The organism is Burkholderiaceae bacterium (assembly GCA_024235995.1).
Lineage (GTDB): Bacteria > Pseudomonadota > Gammaproteobacteria > Burkholderiales > Burkholderiaceae_C > Ottowia.
Genome location: JACKLI010000001.1, coordinates 1,680,988 through 1,697,985, shown reverse-complemented (window position 1 = coordinate 1,697,985; position 16,998 = coordinate 1,680,988). Strand labels below are relative to the sequence as shown.

Sequence of the window (16,998 nt, the reverse complement as noted above, 5' to 3'; positions counted from 1 at the left end):
GATCGGACCACCACTCTTGAGGATTTGCATGAAACTGATTCTTCTGGGCCCGCCCGGCGCCGGCAAGGGCACGCAGGCCGCCTTCATCTGCCAGAAGTACGGCATCCCGCAAATCTCCACCGGCGACATGCTGCGCGCCGCCGTCAAGGCCGGCACGCCGCTGGGCCTGCAGGCCAAGGCCGTGATGGACTCGGGCGCCCTGGTCAGCGACGACATCATCATCGGCCTGGTCAAGGAGCGCATCGTGCAGCCCGACTGCGCCAACGGCTTCCTGTTCGACGGCTTTCCGCGCACCATCCCGCAGGCCGAGGCGATGAAGGACGCCGGCGTCAAGCTGGACTACGTGCTGGAGATCGACGTGCCCTTCGACGCCATCATCGAGCGCATGAGCGGGCGGCGCAGCCACCCGGCGTCGGGGCGCACCTACCACGTCAGCTTCAACCCGCCCAAGGTCGCAGGCCAGGACGACGTGACCGGCGAGCCGCTGGTGCAGCGCGACGACGACCGCGAGGAAACCGTGCGCAAGCGCCTGGAGGTCTACAGCCAGCAGACCCGCCCGCTGGTGGACTACTACAGCGGCTGGGCCGCGCGCGAGCCGGCGGCCGCGCCCAAGTACCGCGCCATCAGCGGCACCGGCACCGTCGAGCAGATCACCGAGCGGGCGCTGGCGGCGCTCAAGAGCTGAGCCCGCGCTTGCCCCTCCCAAAAAGCCGGCAGCCTGCCGGCTTTTTGGCTTCAAGGGGGCCGAAAAAAGGTCAGCCGGCTGATCTTGCCGCTGCGCGGGGCTCCGGCTTCAGAATCCAGGCGATGGGCTTGCCTTGACAAAAAAACTGTGCAAAACTACAGTTACTGTAAATCGATACAGGCAGCCGCCGACCCACCCGAGGATTTGCCATGCAAGACAGTCCCAAGCTCACCGCCCGCCAGCAGCAGATCCTGCAGCTGGTGCAGCGCGCCATTGCCCGCACCGGCGCGCCGCCCACGCGGGCCGAGATCGCGTCCGAGCTGGGCTTCAAGTCCGCCAACGCGGCCGAGGAGCACCTGCAGGCGCTGGCGCGCAAGGGCGTGATCGAGCTGGTCAGCGGCACCTCGCGCGGCATCCGGCTCAAGGGCGCGGCCCGCAGTGCGCTGCGCGGCGAGGGCCTGAGCCTGACGCTGCCCGGCATGGCGCAGCTGGCCCTGCCGCTGATCGGCCGCGTGGCCGCCGGCTCGCCCATCCTGGCACAGGAGCACGTCGACCAGACCTACCACCTCGAGCCCACCCTGTTCGCCCAGCGCCCCGACTACCTGCTGCGCGTGCGCGGCATGTCCATGCGTGACGCCGGCATCATGGACGGCGACCTGCTGGCCGTGCAGTCCACGCGCGAGGCGCGCAACGGCCAGATCGTGGTGGCGCGCCTGGGCGACGACGTCACCGTCAAGCGCTTTCACCGCCACAAGAACCAGATCGAGCTGCACGCCGAAAACCCCGACTACCCCACCATCGTGGTGCAGCCGGGCGAGCCCTTCGAGATCGAAGGCCTGGCCGTCGGCCTGATCCGGGGCAACATGCTGATGTAGCCCCGCCCCCTTCGGCACCTGCGCAGGTGGCGGGCGTGCAGATGGCGATCCATCCCGGATGACGGCCATTCACACCCTGCGGCGGTGCCGGCAGCGCGCACGAGCCCCAGGGCTGGCGCACGCGGCGCATCCGTCAATCTCGCCTGTGTCCGACCTCCGCCCCGAAAGGTTTTACATGGGACTCCTGCAAGACATCCGCCCCGCCTCGTCCAAGGTCCTGTACCTGGCCGACCATCGCACCCCCAGCCTCCAGCGCCGGGCCGCGCAGCTGCGCCAGCAACCCCTGGGCACGCCCGGCGCCTGGACGCGCATGGCGCAGGCGCGCGCCCTCGGCCACGCGGCCCCCGAGCCCGCCCACCCTGCCCTGCCCAAGGCCGCGGCCGTCCGCCCGGTGCGCGTGACGCACTTTGCCGAAGCCGCCGGCACCCACGGCGCCGTGCGCCGGCTGCGCATCTGCGGGCGCCTGGCCGACGTGTGTGCCGAACTCGAGCGCCTGGCCGCCGCCGAAGCGCGCCAGGCCGCGCTGCCGCGCCGCGCCTGACACCGGCCGGCGCCCGCCGGTCGGGGCTCCTTGCATTCGCGAACATCGCGCCGCGCGCCGCACGGCACAATGCGCGCATGAACATCGTCATACTCGATGACTACCAGGACGCCGTGCGCAAGCTGGCCTGCGCCGCCCGGCTGGAGCCCTACCCGGCCAAGGTCTACACCAACACCATCAAGGGCCTGGGGCAGCTGGCCGTGCGCCTGCGCGACGCCGAGGTGCTGGTGCTGATCCGCGAGCGCACGCACATCGCGCGCCAGCTGATCGAGAAGCTGCCGCGCCTGAAGATGATTTCGCAGACCGGTCGGGTGGGCGCCCACATCGACCTGGCGGCCTGCACCGAGCGCGGCATCGTGGTCGCCGAGGGCGTCGGCTCGCCCATCGCGCCCGCCGAGCTGGCCTGGGCGCTCATCATGGCCGCCATGCGCCGGCTGCCGCAGTACATCGGCAACCTCAAGCACGGCGCCTGGCAGCAGTCGGGCCTGAAAAGCGCCTCCATGCCGCCCAACTTCGGCCTCGGCAGCGTGCTGCACGGGCGCACCCTGGGCATCTGGGGCTACGGGCGCATCGGCCAGATCGTGGCCGGCTACGGGCGCGCCTTCGGCATGAACGTGATGGTCTGGGGCTCGCCCGAATCGCTGGCGCGCGCGCGCGCCGACGGCCATCACGCGGCCCCCACGCGCGCCGAGTTCTTCGCCCTGTCCGACGTGCTCTCGCTGCACCTGCGCCTGACCGACGCCACGCAGGGCATCGTCAAGCTCGACGACCTGGCGCGCATGAAGCCCTCGGCCCTGCTGGTCAACACCTCGCGCGCCGAGCTGATCGAGCCCGACGCGCTGGTCACCGCGCTCAACCGCGGCCGCCCCGGCATGGCGGCGGTCGACGTGTTCGAGAGCGAACCCATCCTGCAGGGCCATGCGCTGCTGCGGCTCGAGAACTGCATCTGCACGCCGCACATCGGCTACGTCGAGCAGGACAGCTACGAGCTGTACTTCGGCGCCGCCTTCGACAACATCGTCAACTACCTGCGCGGCACGCCCACCAACATCGTCAACCCGGGCGCCCTGCAGGTGCGCCGCTGAAATGGACCACCCCCGTTGCTCCACTCGCTGCGCGATGTTGCGGCATCCCCCCTCAAGGGGGCGCACCCAGTGGCCGGGGAGACCCCGGCCACAGGTGCCACTGGCATAGCCTGCTCCGCAGCCGTTCAATTCTTTGGGCTTGATGCGCAGCACTATAAAAAACCGAGATGAACACACCACCGCCCCTGCACCTGATCTCCTCCATGGCCACGCAAAAGCTGCTGGCCGAGCTGCTGGCCGCCGACGCCCTGGCCCACCCCGAGGTGGCGGTGCGCCTGGAGTCCGTGGGCGGCGTGGACGCCGCCAGGCGCGTGGCCGCGGGCGAGGCCTTCGACGCCGTGGTGCTGGGCGCCGACGCGCTGCAGCGCCTGATGGCCGGGGGCCACGTGCACCCGGATTCGCGCGTGGACCTGGTGCATTCGGGCGTGGCCGTGGCCGTGCGCGCCGGCGCGCCGCGGCCCGACATCGGCACCGAGGCAGCGCTCAAGGCCGCCGTGCTGGCCGCGCGCAGCGTGGGCTGCTCCACCGGCCCCAGCGGCGTGGCGCTGGCCGCGCTGTTCGAGCGCTGGGGCATCGCCGACGCGGTGCGGGCCAAGCAGGTCACGCCCCCGCCGGGCACCCCCGTGGGCGCGCTGATCGCGCGCGGCGAGGTCGAGCTGGGCTTTCAGCAGCTCAGCGAGCTGATGCACCTGCTGGGCATCGCGCTGCTGGGCCCCTTGCCCGACGCGATCCAGATCGACACCGTTTTTGCCGGCGGCGTGGCCGCCAGCGCCCGCCAGCCCGAGGCCGCGCGCGCCCTGCTGGCGCGGCTGGCGGCGCCCGCCACCGCCGCCATCAAGCAGGCCCACGGCATGACGCCCGCGTGACGCGGCGCCATCGTCCGATCGAACGAATCCCTCCACCATAATCCCCGTCATGACCACTCCCGCATTTCCCACCGTCGGCATCGTCGGCACCGGCGCCATGGGGCGCGGCATCGCGCAGATCGCCGCCCAGGCCGGCTCCGTGGTGCGCCTGTTCGACACCCAGCCCGACGCCGTCGCCAAGGCCCGGGCCGCGCTCGGCGCGCAATGGGACAAGCTGGCCGAAAAAGGCAAGCTCACGCCGGACGCCGCGGCCGCCTGCAAGGCGCGCCTGACACCCGCCGCCCAGTTGGCCGCGCTGGCCGACTGCGACCTGGTGGTCGAGGCCATCGTCGAGCGCCTGGACGTCAAGAAGAGCCTGTTCGCCGAGCTGGAAGGCATCGTGCAGCCCGGCGCCGTGCTGGCCACCAACACCTCCTCGCTGTCGGTCACGGCCATCGCCGCGGGCCTGAAGCGCCCGCAACAGTTCGCCGGCTACCACTTCTTCAACCCGGTGCCGCTGATGAAGGTGGTGGAGTGCATCGCCGGCCTCAAGACCGACCCGGCCGTGTGCCAGCGCCTGGCCGACTATGCGCGCCAGATGGGCCACACGCCGGTGCAGGCGGGAGACACGCCGGGCTTCATCGTCAACCACGCCGGGCGCGGCTACGGCACCGAGGCGCTGCGCATCGTCGGCGAGGGCGTGGCCGACTTCGCCACCATCGACCGCATCCTGCGCGACCAGGTGGGCTTTCGCCTGGGCCCGTTCGAGCTGTTCGACCTGACGGCGCTCGACGTCTCGCACCCGGTGATGGAGTCGATCTACCACCAGTACTACGAGGAGCCGCGCTACCGCCCCAGCGTCATCACCGCGCAGCGCCTGGCCGGCGGCGTGGTGGGCAAGAAGAACGGCGACGGCTTCTACGCCTACGTGGACGGCAAGGCGCAGCTGGCGCCCGAGCCGCCCGTGCCGCAGGTGGCCGAGCTGCCGCCGGTGTGGGTGTCCCCCCGCGCCGCGCGCCGCGCCGAGCTGCTGCAGCTGCTGAAGGACCTGGGCGCCCGGATCGAGACCGGCCAGTCGCCCTCCTCGCAGGCCCTGACGCTGGTGGCGCCGCTGGGCTTCGACGTCACCACCGTCGCCGTGGTCGAGCGGCTCGATCCGGCGCGCACCGTGGGCATCGACCTGCTGGTGGAGGACGCCGCCACCAAGCGCCGCGTGCTGGCCACCAACCCGGCCACGCGCGCCGACATGCGCGATGCGGCGCACGCCCTGTTCGCCAGGGACGGCAAGGCCGTGAGCGTGATCCGCGACTCGGGCGGCTTCGTCACCCAGCGCGTGGTGGCCACCATCGTCAACATCGCCGCCGACATGTGCCAGCAGCGCGTGTGCACGCCGCAGGACCTGGAGACCGCCGTCACCCTGGGCCTGGGCTACCCGCTGGGCCCGCTGGCCATGGGCGACCGGTACGGCCCGGCCAACGTGCTGGAGGTGCTGTTCAACCTGCAGACCGTGTACGGCGATCCGCGCTACCGCCCCAGCCCCTGGCTGCGCCGCCGCGGCGCCATCGGCCTGAGCCTGATGCACGAGGAGCCATGACCGCCGAACTGCGCAGCACCATGGAGGGCAGCACCCTGGTGCTGACCCTCAGCAACCCCGAGCATCGCAACGCCCTGGGGCCCGAGATCTACGCCGCGGGCGTGGAGGCCCTGGGCGCCGCCGAGAGCAACGCCGACGTGCGCGCCGTGCTCATCACGGGCGAGGGCAGCACCTTCTGCGCCGGCGGCAACCTGCAGCGCCTGCTGGCCAACCGCGAGCAGCCGCCGGCGGTGCAGGCGCGCTCCATCGAGGGCCTGCACGACTGGATCGAGGCCATCACCACCTGCCCCAAGCCGGTGATCGCGGCCGTCGAGGGCGCGGCCGCCGGCGCCGGCTTTTCGCTGGCGCTGGCGTGCGATTTGATCGTGGCCGCGCGCAACGCCATCTTCGTCATGGCCTACAGCAACGTGGCGCTGTCGCCCGACGGCGGCGGCAGCTGGCAGCTGGCGCGCGCGCTGCCGCGCCAGCTGGCCAGCGAGCTGCTGCTGGGCGGCGAGCGCATCGGCGCCGAGCGCCTGCACCAGCTGGGCGTGGTGGGCCGCGTGTGCGAGGCCGGCCAGGCGCTGGACACGGGCCTGGCCTGGGCCGCCCAGCTGGGCGCGCGCGCGCCCAACGCGCTGGCCAGCATCAAGGAGCTGGTGCAGGACGCGGGCGGACGCAGCCTGCACGAGCACCTGGCGGCCGAGCGCGAGCACTTCGTGCGCAACCTGCACCACCCCAACGGCGGCATCGGCATCGCGGCCTTCCTGGGCAAGCACCCAGCGCGCTACGAATAGCGCGCCCCCCGCGCCGGTCTCCCGCGTGACAATGGAGACTCTTGCAGTCACTCAAACGACAGGCTATGGACGAGCCCATTCTTACCATGGAGGAACGAGAGGCGATCAACGGCGGACGCTGGTTCGCCTCGCTCTCCCCATCCCTTCGCCATGACATTCTCCGATGCGCATTCGTCAAACGCTACCCCGACGGCGCGCTGATCAGCGCCCGCGGCGACGCGCCCGAGCAATGGATCGCCTGCGCCAAGGGCGCCGTGCGCGTCAGCTCGACCACGCTGGCGGGCAAGCAGGTCACGCTCACCTACGTGGAGCCGGGCGTGTGGTTCGGCGACGTGGCCATGTTCGACGGCGACCGGCGCACGCACGACACCTACGCCCATGGCGCCACCACCATCCTGTGCGTGACGCGCGCCGATTTCCAGAAAATCCTGGCCCAGCACGTCGAGCTGTACGAAGCGCTGATGCGCCTGCAGGCGCGGCGCATCCGCCTGCTGTTCGGCCAGGTCGAGGACCTGAGCAGCCTGCCGCTGCGCGCGCGCCTGGCCAAGCAGCTGCTGCACCTGGCGCGCAGCTACGGCGTGCCCAACACCCCGGTGGACGACGAGCTTCGCATCTCGCTGCAACTGGCGCAGGAAGAGCTGGCGCAGCTGCTGGGCGCCTCGCGCCAGCGCGTCAACCAGGAGCTGAAGACCATGGAGCGCGAGGAGGTCATCCGCATCGAGCCGGCCGGCCTCATCGTGCGCGACCGCGCGGCGCTGCTGCGCATCGGCGAGGGCGAGCCCTAGCGACAACATCCGGGAGACCAACATGAGCAGCAACCCCACCGACGCCTTCGTGGGCACGCGCCCGGTCTCCGCCACCCACGCCTTCGACGTCGATGCACTCGCCGCCTGGCTGGCAGGCAACGTGGCGGGCTTCGCCGGCCCGCTCACGGTCGAGATGTTCAAGGGCGGCCAGTCCAACCCCACCTACAAGCTCGTCACGCCGGGCCGCACCTACGTGATGCGCGCCAAGCCGGGGCCCGTGGCCAAGCTGCTGCCCTCGGCGCATGCCATCGAGCGCGAGTTCGCCGTCATGAAGGGCCTGGCCGGCACCGCCGTGCCGGTGGCCCACATGCATGCGCTGTGCGAGGACGAAGCCGTCATCGGCCGCGCCTTCTACATCATGGAGTTCGTCGAAGGCCGCGTGCTATGGGACCAGTCCCTGCCCGGCATGAGAGCAGCCGAGCGCGGCGCCCTCTACGACGAGATGAACCGCGTGATCGCCGCGCTGCACACGGTGGACTTCAAGGCCCAGGGCCTGGAGCACTACGGCAAGAGCGGCAACTACTTCGAGCGCCAGATCGGTCGCTGGAGCAAGCAGTACCTGGCCTCGGTCACCCAGCCCATCGCCGAGATGGACCGGCTGATCGAGTGGCTGCCCGCGCACATGCCGGCCAGCGCGCGCACCGACCTGACGTCCATCGTGCACGGCGACTTCCGCCTGGACAACCTGATCTTCCACCCCACCGAGCCGCGCGTGCTGGCCGTGCTGGACTGGGAGCTGTCGACCCTGGGCCATCCGCTGGCCGACTTCAGCTACCACTGCATGTCCTGGCACATCGACGCCAGCCAGTTCCGCGGCATCGGCGGGCTGGACCTGGCGGCGCTGGGCATCCCGAGCGAGGCCGAATACATCCGCCGCTACTGCGCGCGCACCGGCCTGGCCACGCCCGAGCAGCTGGCGCCGGACTGGAGCTTCTACCTGGCCTACAACATGTTCCGCATCGCCGCCATCCTGCAGGGCATCGCCAAGCGCGTGGAGGCCGGCACCGCCAGCAGCGAGCAGGCGCGGGCCAACGGCGCGCGCGCCCGGCCGATGGCCGAGCTGGCCTGGCGGTTTGCTCAAAAAGCATAGCTGCTCGCGCTTTATCCACCTGGGCTGGAGCCCGATTTTTATCATAAGGAGTGATCCATGGAGTTCGACTACAGCCCGAAGGTCAAGGACATGCAGGCGCGCCTGCTGGCCTTCATGGACGAGCACATCTACCCCAACGAAAACGCCTACTACGACGAGGTCGCGGCCAACCGCGCCAAGGGCAACGCCTGGATTCCGACGCAGATCATCGAGCAGCTCAAGCCCAAGGCGCGCGCCGCCGGCCTGTGGAACCTGTTTCTGCCCAAGTCCACGCGCGCCCCCGAGGGCCTGTCCAACCTCGAATACGCGCCGCTGTGCGAGATCATGGGCCGCGTGGCCTGGGCGCCCGAGGTCTTCAACTGCTCGGCGCCCGACACCGGCAACATGGAGACCATCGAGCGCTACGGCAGCGAGGCCAACAAGGACCAGTGGCTCGAGCCCCTGCTGCGCGGCGAGATCCGCTCGGCCTTCCTGATGACCGAGCCGGCCGTGGCCTCGTCGGACGCCACCAACATCGAGTGCCGCATCCAGCGCGACGGCGATCACTACGTCATCAACGGCCGCAAGTGGTGGTCCTCCGGCGCGGGCGATCCGCGCTGCGCCGTCTACATCGTGATGGGCAAGACCGACCCCGAGGCGCCGCGCCACTCGCAGCAGTCCATGATCCTGGTGCCCGCGGGCACGCCGGGCGTCAAGGTCATCCGCGCGCTGACAGTGTTCGGCATGGACGACGCGCCGCACGGCCACATGGAGGTCGAGCTGAAAGACGTGCGCGTGCCGATCGCCAACCTGCTGGTGGGCGAGGGCCGGGGCTTCGCCATCGCCCAGGGCCGCCTGGGGCCGGGGCGCATCCACCACTGCATGCGCTCCATCGGCGCGGCCGAGCGCGCGCTGGAGCTGATGTGCCAGCGCCTGAACCACCGCGTGGCCTTCGGCCGGCGCATCGCCGAGCAGGGCGTGTGGCGCGAGCGCATCGCCGAGTCGCGCTGCCTGATCGACCAAGCGCGCCTGCTCACGCTCAAGGCCGCCTACATGATGGACACCGTGGGCAACAAGGTGGCGCAGGCCGAGATCGCGATGATCAAGGTCGTCGCCCCCAACACGGCCCTGCGCGTCATCGACTGGGCGATCCAGGCGCACGGCGGCGCCGGCATCAGCAACGACTTTCCGCTGGCCTCCATGTACGCCCACCAGCGCACGCTACGCTTTGCCGACGGCCCCGACGAGGTGCACCGCAACGCCATCGCCAAGCTGGAGCTGGCCAAGCACATGCCGGGCGCCAAACCGGTGGACATGCCCATCACGCGCGGCAGCTGAGCCGGCGCGCAGGCCGCGTCAGCGCGGCACCCAGACCTGCCCCGTCATCAGCCGCCGCGCGCTGCGGCTGACGCTGACGCGGCGGATGCGCCAGACGCCGCCGGCGTCCTGCGCCGCCTCGGCCTCGGTCTCGATGCAGCCCGCCGGGTGGCCCATGCGCAGGCCGGCGCCGTCCGCGCCGCTGCCCGGCGCCAGCAGCGTGCCGGGCAGTGCCGCGGCCGACGCCAACGCGATCGCGCCGGTGCCCGGCAGCGCGTGGTGAAACTGCCCCATCGAGACCATGCGCACCAGCACATCCATCTGGCCGGCGGCCACGGCGCGGCCGTCGCTGGCCACGTAGCCGGCGGGCGCACCCACCAGCGCCAGCTTGGGCGTGGCCGGGCGCTCGCGCGTGGCCTGCGCCGGCGTGGCGGCCAGGCCCATGGCCACGGCGCCCTGGGCGCGCACCGCCTCGCAGCGCGCCAGCAGCGCCGCGTCGGCGTTCAGCGCGCGCGGCAGCTCGGTGCCGGCCAGGCCCAGGCTCGCCGCGGGCACGATGACGGTGGCGTTGCCCGAGTTGACCAGCGTGGCCGGCACGGGCCCCAGGCCAGGCACCTGCAGCACGTCCTGCGCCCGGCCCGTGGGCAGCAGCGGCAGGCCGCCCCCGCCGGCCGGGTCCAGAAAGTCGAGCCGGATCTCGGCGGCGGGGAACGGCACGCCGTCCAGCACGAAGTCGCCCAGCTCCTGCACCTGCCCGCCGCGCATCGGCACGTGCGCCACGATGCGCTGGCCCAGGTTGGCCTGCCAGATGCGGACGGTGGCCAGCCCCTCGGCAGGCGCAGGGTCGAGCAGGCCGGCGTGCAGCGCGAACGGGCCGACGGCGGCCGCCAGGTTGCCGCAGGAGCCGCTCCAGTCGATCAGCGGCCGGTCGATGGCGACCTGGCCGAACAGGTAGTCCACGTCGCAGCCGGGCTGGGCCGAGCGCTGCACCAGCACCACCTTGCTGGTGCTCGAGCTGGCGCCGCCCAGGCCGTCGATGTGGCGCGCGTACGGATCGGGGCTGCCGATGGCGCGCAGCAGCAGCGCGTCGCGCGCCGCCGGCTCGGCCGGCAGGTCGGAGGGCCGAAAGAACAGGCCCTTGCTGGTGCCGCCGCGCATGAGGGTGGCGGCGATGGCGAGGGTCTCAGTCGGCATAGCGTTGCTCCAGCGCGTCCCAGCGCGGCTTGTCGACCAGGCGCTGGCGCTCGGCGAAGGGCGCCACCAGGGCCGGGTCCTCGCTGAGCGCGCCGCTCGCCTTCAGCTGCCCCAGCGCCCGCGTCATGCCCGCCACCGCCGCCTGCAGCGCGGCGTTGGCGTACAGCACCAGGCCGTAGCCGGCGGCGGCCAGCTCGGCCTGCGGCAGCACCGGCGTGCGCCCGCCCAGCACCAGGTTCATCAGCAGCGGGGGCTCGAGCAGGCCCGGCAGCGCGCGCACCTGCCCGGCCTCGGTCAGCGCCTCGACGAACAGGATGTCGGCGCCCGCCTCGGCGTAGCGCGCGGCGCGCTCGACGGCGGCCTCGAAGCCGTGCACCGCCGCCGCGTCGGTGCGCGCCATCACCAGCAGGCCGCTGTCGGCCCGCGCGTCGACGGCGGCGCGAATCTTGCCCACCATCTCGGCGGTATCGACCACGTCCTTGCCGCCGAAGTGGCCGCAGCGCTTGGGGCTGGTCTGGTCTTCCAGCTGCACGCAGTCGGCGCCCGCGCGCTCGAGCCGGCGCACCGTGTGGTAGACGTTGACGGCGTTGCCGAAGCCGGTGTCGGCATCGACGATCAGCGGCAGCCGCACCACGTCGCGGATGCGCTGGGTGTGCTCGGCGATCTCGGCCAGGCCCATGAAGCCCTGGTCGGGCAGGCCCAGGCTCATGTTGGTCACGCCCGCGCCGGTGACGTAGATGGCGGCAAAGCCCAGCTCCTCGATCACGCGCGCCGACAGCGCGTTGAAGGCCCCCGGCACCAGGGTGGCCTGCCGCCTGTGCACCAGTTGCAACAGGGTTTTGCGGGTATCTTCGACGGTCATGTGGCATCTCCAGACCGATGATGCTACCCAACGAGGAGACCCCCCATGCGCATCCTGCTGGCGGAAGACGAACCCGACCTGGCCAACTGGCTGGCGCGCGCGCTGGAGCGCGACGGCCTGCTGACCGACTGGGTCAGCGACGGCCGCGACGTGCTGCCCAGCCTGGCCGCGCGCAGCTACGACGCGCTGGTGCTGGACCTGGGCCTGCCCGGGCTGGACGGCCACCAGGTGCTGGCGGCCCTGCGCGCGCGCGACGAGCGGCTGCCGGTGCTGATCCTGACCGCGCGCGACTCGCTGCGCGCGCGCGTGGGCACGCTCAACCAGGGCGCCGACGATTTTCTGGCCAAGCCCTTCGACCTGGCCGAGCTGCAGGCGCGCCTGCATGCCCTGATCCGGCGCGCGCGCGGCAGCGCCCACTGGCACCAGAGCTGCGGCCCGCTCGCCTGGGACGCCACCACCAAGGGCTTTGCCCTGCACGGGCAGCCGCTGGCGCTGACGCCGCGCGAGCACGCCGTGCTGCGCGTGCTGATCCAGCACCTGGGCGAGCCGCTGTCCAAGACCGAAATCCTCGACCGCGTGGTCTCCGACGCGCACGACGTCAGCCCCGAGGCCGTCGAGGTGCTGGTGCACCGCCTGCGCAAGCGCCTGGACGGCCGCGGCGTGCGCATCACCACGCTGCGCGGCCTGGGCTACGTGCTGGAGCCCGCGCCGTGACGCCGCGCGGCGCCAGCCTGCGCGGTACGCTGGTGGTGGTGCTGGCCGTCGGCATGGTGCTGGCCTCGGGCATCGGCCTGTGGGGCGCCTGGCGCACCGCCGCGGCCGCCGCCAACGCCGCCTACGACCGCTCGCTGGCGGGCGCCATCAAGGCCATCGACGCCAACATCAGCACCGCCAGCGGTGGCCTGGGCGTCGAGCTGCCCTACGCCATGCTCGAGTTCTTCGAGCTCACCGCCGGCGGCGCGGTGTACTTTCGCGTCGCCAGCGAAGACGGCCTGGTGGAGATCGGCAACACCGACCTGCCTGCGCCCGAGGCCACGCTCATCAACGGCCGGCCGCGCTTTCGCGACGCCCGCTACCACGGCCAGCTGCTGCGCCTGGGCTCGTACACGCGGGTGCTCGACCCGCCCCTGGCCGGGCACGTGGACAAGCCGCGCGTGATCATCCAGGTGGCCGAGACCCTGGCCTCGCGCCAGGACTTCACGCGCGCCCTGCTGCTGGAGGCCGTCACGCGCAACGCGCTGCTGGTGGCGCTGGCGCTGGCGCTGATGGCGCTGGCCACCGGCTGGGCGCTGCGGCCGCTGGCGCGCCTGTCGGCCGAGCTGCAGGCGCGCTCGCCCGAGGACCTGACCCCCATCCCGGAGGGCGCGGTGCCCACCGAGGCGCGTCCGCTGGTGGCCGCCATCAACCACCACATGGCGCGCCACCAGCAGGCCAGCGAGGCGCGCCGCCGCTTCGTCGACGACGCCTCGCACCAGCTGCGCACGCCGCTGACCACCCTGGTCACCCAGGCCGACTTCGCCCTGCGCGAGGCGCCGCCCGGCCCGGTGCGCGAGGCCCTGCAGGCCATGCGCCAGCAGCTCGACGAGGCCACGCGCCAGGTCAACCAGATGCTGGCGCTGGCGCGCGCCGACGCCGCCGAGCTGGACCGGCAGGCCGTCGACCTGGTGGCGCTGGCGCGCGAGCTGACGCGCCCGTGGTGGCCGCATGCCCGCGCCGCCGCCATCGACCTGGGCTTCGAAAGCGGCGTGCCGGCACTGCAGGTGCCGGTCAACGCCGCCCTGCTGCGCGAGGCGCTGGCCAACCTGCTGCACAACGCGCTGCGCTACGCCCCGGCGGGCAGCCACGTGACGGTGCGCGTGGACGCCGCCGGCGGCGAAGCCGTGCTGGCGGTGCTGGACGACGGGCCCGGCCTGGCGCCCGACGAGCTGCCGCACGCCAGCGAGCGCTTTTTTCGCGGCCGCCACGCGCGCGTCGGCGGCAGCGGCCTGGGGCTGGCCATCGTGCGCGCCGTGGCCGAGCGGCACGGCGGCCGGCTCGAGCTGGCGAGCGGCCCGGGCGGCCGCGGCCTGGCCGCGCGCCTTCATCTCCCGCTCGCTACGGCGGCCCCGCCCGAGGCACGTCCAACCGCGGGTTAACCCCGAACGACGTGCCGTGATTTGAAAGCGGGCTGAAAGCACGCCCTGGCTAGAGTCGCCTTGCGCTCCGCCATCCGCCCGCGGATGCGGCGCACGACCTTTCCCACGCACACCTTCAAGGAGACCGCTCGATGAAACTCACCCACGCCCTCGCGACCCTGGCCCTGGCAGGCGGCATGGGCCTGGCCCACGCCGGCCCGCTGGACAAGACCGAATGCATCGCCCCGGCCAAGCCCGGCGGCGGGTTCGACCTGACCTGCAAGCTGGCGCAGTCGGCCCTGCTGGACGGCAAGTTCATCGGCACGCCGATGCGCGTGACCTACATGCCGGGCGGCATCGGCGCCGTGGCCTACAACGCGATCGTGGCGCAGCGCCCGGACGAGAACAACACCATCGTCGCCTTCTCGGGCGGCTCGCTGCTGAACCTGGCGCAGGGCAAGTTCGGCCGCTACCACGTGGGCGACGTGCGCTGGCTGGCCGGCGTGGGCGCCGACTACGGCGCCATCATCGTGGCCGACAGCTCGCCCTTCAAGTCGCTCAAGGACGTGGTGGCCGCCATCGGGGCCGATCCCAGCAAGGTGGTGTTCGGCGCCGGCGGCACCGTGGGCAGCCAGGACTGGATGAAGGCCGCGCTCACCGCCAAGGCCGCCGGCCTGGACCCCCGCAAGATGCGCTTCGTCGCCTTCGAGGGCGGCGGCGAAGCCATCACCGCGCTGCAGGGCGGCCACGTGCAGATCTACTCGGGCGACGCCTCCGAGGCCGAGGAGCAGATCAAGGCCGGCGCCAAGATCCGCGTCATCGCCGTGCTGGCCGACAAGCGGCTGGAAGGCGGCCTGGCCAAGGTGCCCACCGCCAAGGAGCAGGGCATGGACGTCGAGTGGCCCATCATCCGGGGCTTCTACATGGGCCCGAAGGTGAGCGACGCGGACTTCAAGGTCTGGGTCGACACCTTCAACAAGATGATGGCCACGCCCGAGTTCGCCAAGCTGCGCGCCGACCGCAGCCTATTCCCCTTCGCGCTGACCGGCGCCGAGCTCGACGCCTACGTGAAGAAGCAGGTCGAGCGCTACAGCAAGCTGGCCGCCGAACTCGGCCTGGCCGTCGCCAAGTAAGGGCGGCGCAACGCCCCGACGGCGGCCGCTGCCCGCGGCCGCCCCATCCGGAGACCCGACATGAGTGACCGCATTCTCGGCGCCGCCTGCCTCGCGGCGGGCGCCGCCATGGCCTGGGCGGCCAAGGACTACGCCGCGCCCATCTCCTACGAACCCGTGGGACCGCGCGCCTTTCCCATGCTGCTGGCGGCGCTGCTGGCCATCGGCGGCGCCTGGCTGCTGGTGCGCCCCGGCGCCCACGGCCGCTGGCTGCACACGGTGCCGCTGAAGGCGCTGTCGCTGGCGATCGCCGCGGTGTTCGCGTACGTGCTGCTGTTCCAGTGGCTGGGTTTCACGCTGGCCACCCTCGTGATGGCGGTGCCGGTGGGCATGGCCTTCGGCGGCAGCCTGCTGCAGTCGCTCGGCGGCGGCCTGGGCCTGGGCCTGGTGGGGTTCTTCCTGTTCGACAAGGCGCTCGACGTGGTCCTGCCGACTGGTCTGTTGTCCTTCCTGCTCGGAGGCCGCTGATGGATACCCTGCAATACCTGCTCAACGGCTTCGGCGTCGCGCTGACCGTGACCAACCTGGTGGTGGCCGCGCTGGGCGCGCTGATCGGCACCATCGTCGGCATGCTGCCGGGCCTGGGGCCGATCAACGGCGTCGCCATCCTGATGCCGATCGCCTTCGCGCTCAAGCTGCCGCCGGAGACCGCGCTGATCCTGCTGGCGGCCGTCTACATGGGCTGCGAGTTCGGCGGCCGCATCTCGGCCATCCTGCTGAACGTGCCCGGCGACGCGGGCGCCATCATGACCACGCTGGACGGCTACCCCATGGCCAAGGCCGGCCAGGCCGGCGTGGCGCTGTCCATCTCGGCCTGGTCCTCGTTCATCGGCGGCATGGTGGCCACCACCGGCTTCGTGCTGTTCGCGCCCCTGCTGGCCCGCTGGGCCCTGGCCTTCGGCCCGGCCGAATACTTCGCGCTGATGGTGTTTGCCTTCGCCTGCATCACCGGCCTGATGGGCGACGCGCCGATGAAGGCCGCGCTGGCCGCCGTCATCGGCCTGGCGCTGGCCACGGTGGGGCTGGACTCCAACTCGGGCGTGTACCGCTTCACGGCCGACAACGTGCACCTGTCCGACGGCATCCAGTTCATCGTCGTCGTGATCGGCCTGTTCTCGGTCAGCGAGGTCCTGCTGATGCTGGAGCAGCACTTCCAGAGCAGCGGCATGATCAAGTCGACCGGCCGCTCCATGTTCAACCTCAGGGAGCTGGCCCACACCTGGTGGGGCACGGTGCGCTCGTCGGTGGTGGGCTTCGTCGTCGGCGTGCTGCCCGGCGCCGGCGCCACCATCGCCAGCGCCATGACCTACACGATGGAAAAGAACATCGCCGGCGCCAGCGGCACCTTCGGCAAGGGCGACATCCGCGGCGTGGCCGCGCCCGAGGCGGCCAACAACGCCTCGGCCGGCGGCTCGTTCGTGCCGATGCTGACGCTGGGCGTGCCCGGCTCGGGCACCACGGCGGTGATGATGGGCGCGCTGGCCCTCTACAACATCACGCCGGGGCCGGCGCTGTTCACGCAGAACCCCAACCTGGTGTGGGGCCTGATCGCCTCGATGTTCGTCGCCAACGTGCTGCTGCTGGTCATGAACATCCCGCTGGTGGGCGTGTTCTCCAGCATGCTGCGCACACCCAACTGGCTGCTGGTGCCGGGCATCCTGGCGGTGAGCACGGTGGGGGTGTATTCGGTGCACGCCACCACGTTCGACCTGACGCTGATGGCGGTGTTCGGCGTGGTCGGCTACCTGCTGCGCAAGCAGGGCGTGCCGATGGCGCCGCTGATCCTGGGCTTCGTGCTGGGCGAGATGATGGAGCAGAACCTGCGCCGCGCGCTGTCCATCACCAACGGCGAGCTGGGCATCCTGCTCGAAAGCCCGATCTCCAAGGGCCTGTGGCTGATCGCCGTGCTGATGGTGGTGGTGCCGCCACTGCTGCGCCTGCGCCGTCGGCGCCTGGCGGCGCAGGCGGCCTGAGCCGGGGCCCGTCACCGCCACCGCGGCGCCTTCGGGCGCCGTTTTTTGCCGCTCAAATCGGCTCGCCACGCCCGGCCAGGCCGTCCGAAT

Annotated in this window: 17 protein-coding genes; 15 read left to right on the top strand and 2 right to left on the bottom strand. The window is 71.9% G+C overall.

The window, feature by feature from the left end:
* Nucleotides 1–28: 28 nt before the first annotated feature.
* The 10 genes from adk (at nucleotide 29) to H6927_08140 (ending at nucleotide 9,614) form a co-directional block, all read left to right on the top strand.
* Nucleotides 29–685 (top strand): adenylate kinase, encoded by a 657-nt coding sequence (gene adk / locus H6927_08185; protein ID MCP5218081.1) that lies wholly within the window; start codon nucleotides 29–31, stop codon nucleotides 683–685.
* Nucleotides 686–894: 209 nt separating this feature from the next.
* Entirely contained in the window at nucleotides 895–1,560 is a 666-nt protein-coding gene (gene lexA / locus H6927_08180) for a transcriptional repressor LexA (protein ID MCP5218080.1), read from the top strand.
* A gap of 175 nt (nucleotides 1,561–1,735) precedes the next feature.
* The gene (locus tag H6927_08175; protein MCP5218079.1) at nucleotides 1,736–2,101 is read left to right on the top strand and encodes a hypothetical protein; all 366 of its coding nucleotides are present in this window, start codon (nucleotides 1,736–1,738) and stop codon (nucleotides 2,099–2,101) included.
* Nucleotides 2,102–2,178: 77 nt separating this feature from the next.
* Nucleotides 2,179–3,186: a D-2-hydroxyacid dehydrogenase family protein gene (locus tag H6927_08170; protein MCP5218078.1), complete on the top strand. Its 1,008-nt coding sequence runs from the start codon at nucleotides 2,179–2,181 to the stop codon at nucleotides 3,184–3,186.
* 203 nt (nucleotides 3,187–3,389) lie between these two features.
* Nucleotides 3,390–4,052, top strand: a complete 663-nt coding sequence (locus H6927_08165; protein MCP5218077.1) for a substrate-binding domain-containing protein — start codon at nucleotides 3,390–3,392, stop codon at nucleotides 4,050–4,052.
* Between the two features lie 49 nt (nucleotides 4,053–4,101).
* Nucleotides 4,102–5,625, top strand: a complete 1,524-nt coding sequence (locus H6927_08160) for a 3-hydroxyacyl-CoA dehydrogenase (protein ID MCP5218076.1) — start codon at nucleotides 4,102–4,104, stop codon at nucleotides 5,623–5,625.
* Nucleotides 5,622–6,401 carry an enoyl-CoA hydratase/isomerase family protein gene (locus tag H6927_08155; GenBank protein ID MCP5218075.1) on the top strand — a complete coding sequence of 260 codons (780 nt, stop codon included), beginning with the start codon at nucleotides 5,622–5,624 and terminating at the stop codon, nucleotides 6,399–6,401. Before H6927_08160 ends, H6927_08155 begins: the two co-directional genes overlap by 4 nt.
* Nucleotides 6,402–6,466: 65 nt before the next feature.
* The gene (locus H6927_08150; GenBank protein ID MCP5218074.1) at nucleotides 6,467–7,186 is read left to right on the top strand and encodes a Crp/Fnr family transcriptional regulator; all 720 of its coding nucleotides are present in this window, start codon (nucleotides 6,467–6,469) and stop codon (nucleotides 7,184–7,186) included.
* A 22-nt stretch (nucleotides 7,187–7,208) separates the two neighbouring features.
* Nucleotides 7,209–8,297, top strand: a complete 1,089-nt coding sequence (locus tag H6927_08145) for a phosphotransferase (protein MCP5218073.1) — start codon at nucleotides 7,209–7,211, stop codon at nucleotides 8,295–8,297.
* A 57-nt stretch (nucleotides 8,298–8,354) separates the two neighbouring features.
* On the top strand, nucleotides 8,355–9,614 hold the full coding sequence (locus H6927_08140; GenBank protein MCP5218072.1) for an acyl-CoA dehydrogenase family protein: 1,260 nt from the start codon (nucleotides 8,355–8,357) through the stop codon (nucleotides 9,612–9,614).
* An 18-nt stretch (nucleotides 9,615–9,632) separates the two neighbouring features.
* On the opposite strand, the gene prpF is transcribed toward H6927_08140, so the two are convergent.
* Nucleotides 9,633–10,787, bottom strand: coding sequence for a 2-methylaconitate cis-trans isomerase PrpF (gene prpF / locus H6927_08135; protein MCP5218071.1), 1,155 nt, complete (start codon nucleotides 10,785–10,787; stop codon nucleotides 9,633–9,635).
* Entirely contained in the window at nucleotides 10,777–11,649 is an 873-nt protein-coding gene (locus tag H6927_08130; protein ID MCP5218070.1) for an oxaloacetate decarboxylase, read from the bottom strand. Before H6927_08130 ends, prpF begins: the two co-directional genes overlap by 11 nt.
* A gap of 45 nt (nucleotides 11,650–11,694) precedes the next feature.
* On the opposite strand from H6927_08130, the gene H6927_08125 reads away from it, so the two are divergent.
* The 5 genes from H6927_08125 to H6927_08105 all read left to right on the top strand — a co-directional run bounded on the left by H6927_08125 (nucleotide 11,695) and on the right by H6927_08105 (nucleotide 16,908).
* Nucleotides 11,695–12,363, top strand: a complete 669-nt coding sequence (locus H6927_08125; GenBank protein ID MCP5218069.1) for a response regulator — start codon at nucleotides 11,695–11,697, stop codon at nucleotides 12,361–12,363.
* A gap of 53 nt (nucleotides 12,364–12,416) precedes the next feature.
* Nucleotides 12,417–13,784, top strand: coding sequence for a sensor histidine kinase N-terminal domain-containing protein (locus H6927_08120; GenBank protein ID MCP5218068.1), 1,368 nt, complete (start codon nucleotides 12,417–12,419; stop codon nucleotides 13,782–13,784).
* Nucleotides 13,785–13,915: 131 nt separating this feature from the next.
* Nucleotides 13,916–14,896 carry a tripartite tricarboxylate transporter substrate binding protein gene (locus tag H6927_08115; protein ID MCP5218067.1) on the top strand — a complete coding sequence of 327 codons (981 nt, stop codon included), beginning with the start codon at nucleotides 13,916–13,918 and terminating at the stop codon, nucleotides 14,894–14,896.
* Nucleotides 14,897–14,956: 60 nt separating this feature from the next.
* The gene (locus tag H6927_08110) at nucleotides 14,957–15,403 is read left to right on the top strand and encodes a tripartite tricarboxylate transporter TctB family protein (GenBank protein MCP5218066.1); all 447 of its coding nucleotides are present in this window, start codon (nucleotides 14,957–14,959) and stop codon (nucleotides 15,401–15,403) included.
* A complete protein-coding gene (locus H6927_08105; protein ID MCP5218065.1) occupies nucleotides 15,403–16,908 on the top strand; it encodes a tripartite tricarboxylate transporter permease in 1,506 nt (501 codons plus the stop codon). Before H6927_08110 ends, H6927_08105 begins: the two co-directional genes overlap by 1 nt.
* Nucleotides 16,909–16,998 lie beyond the last annotated feature (90 nt).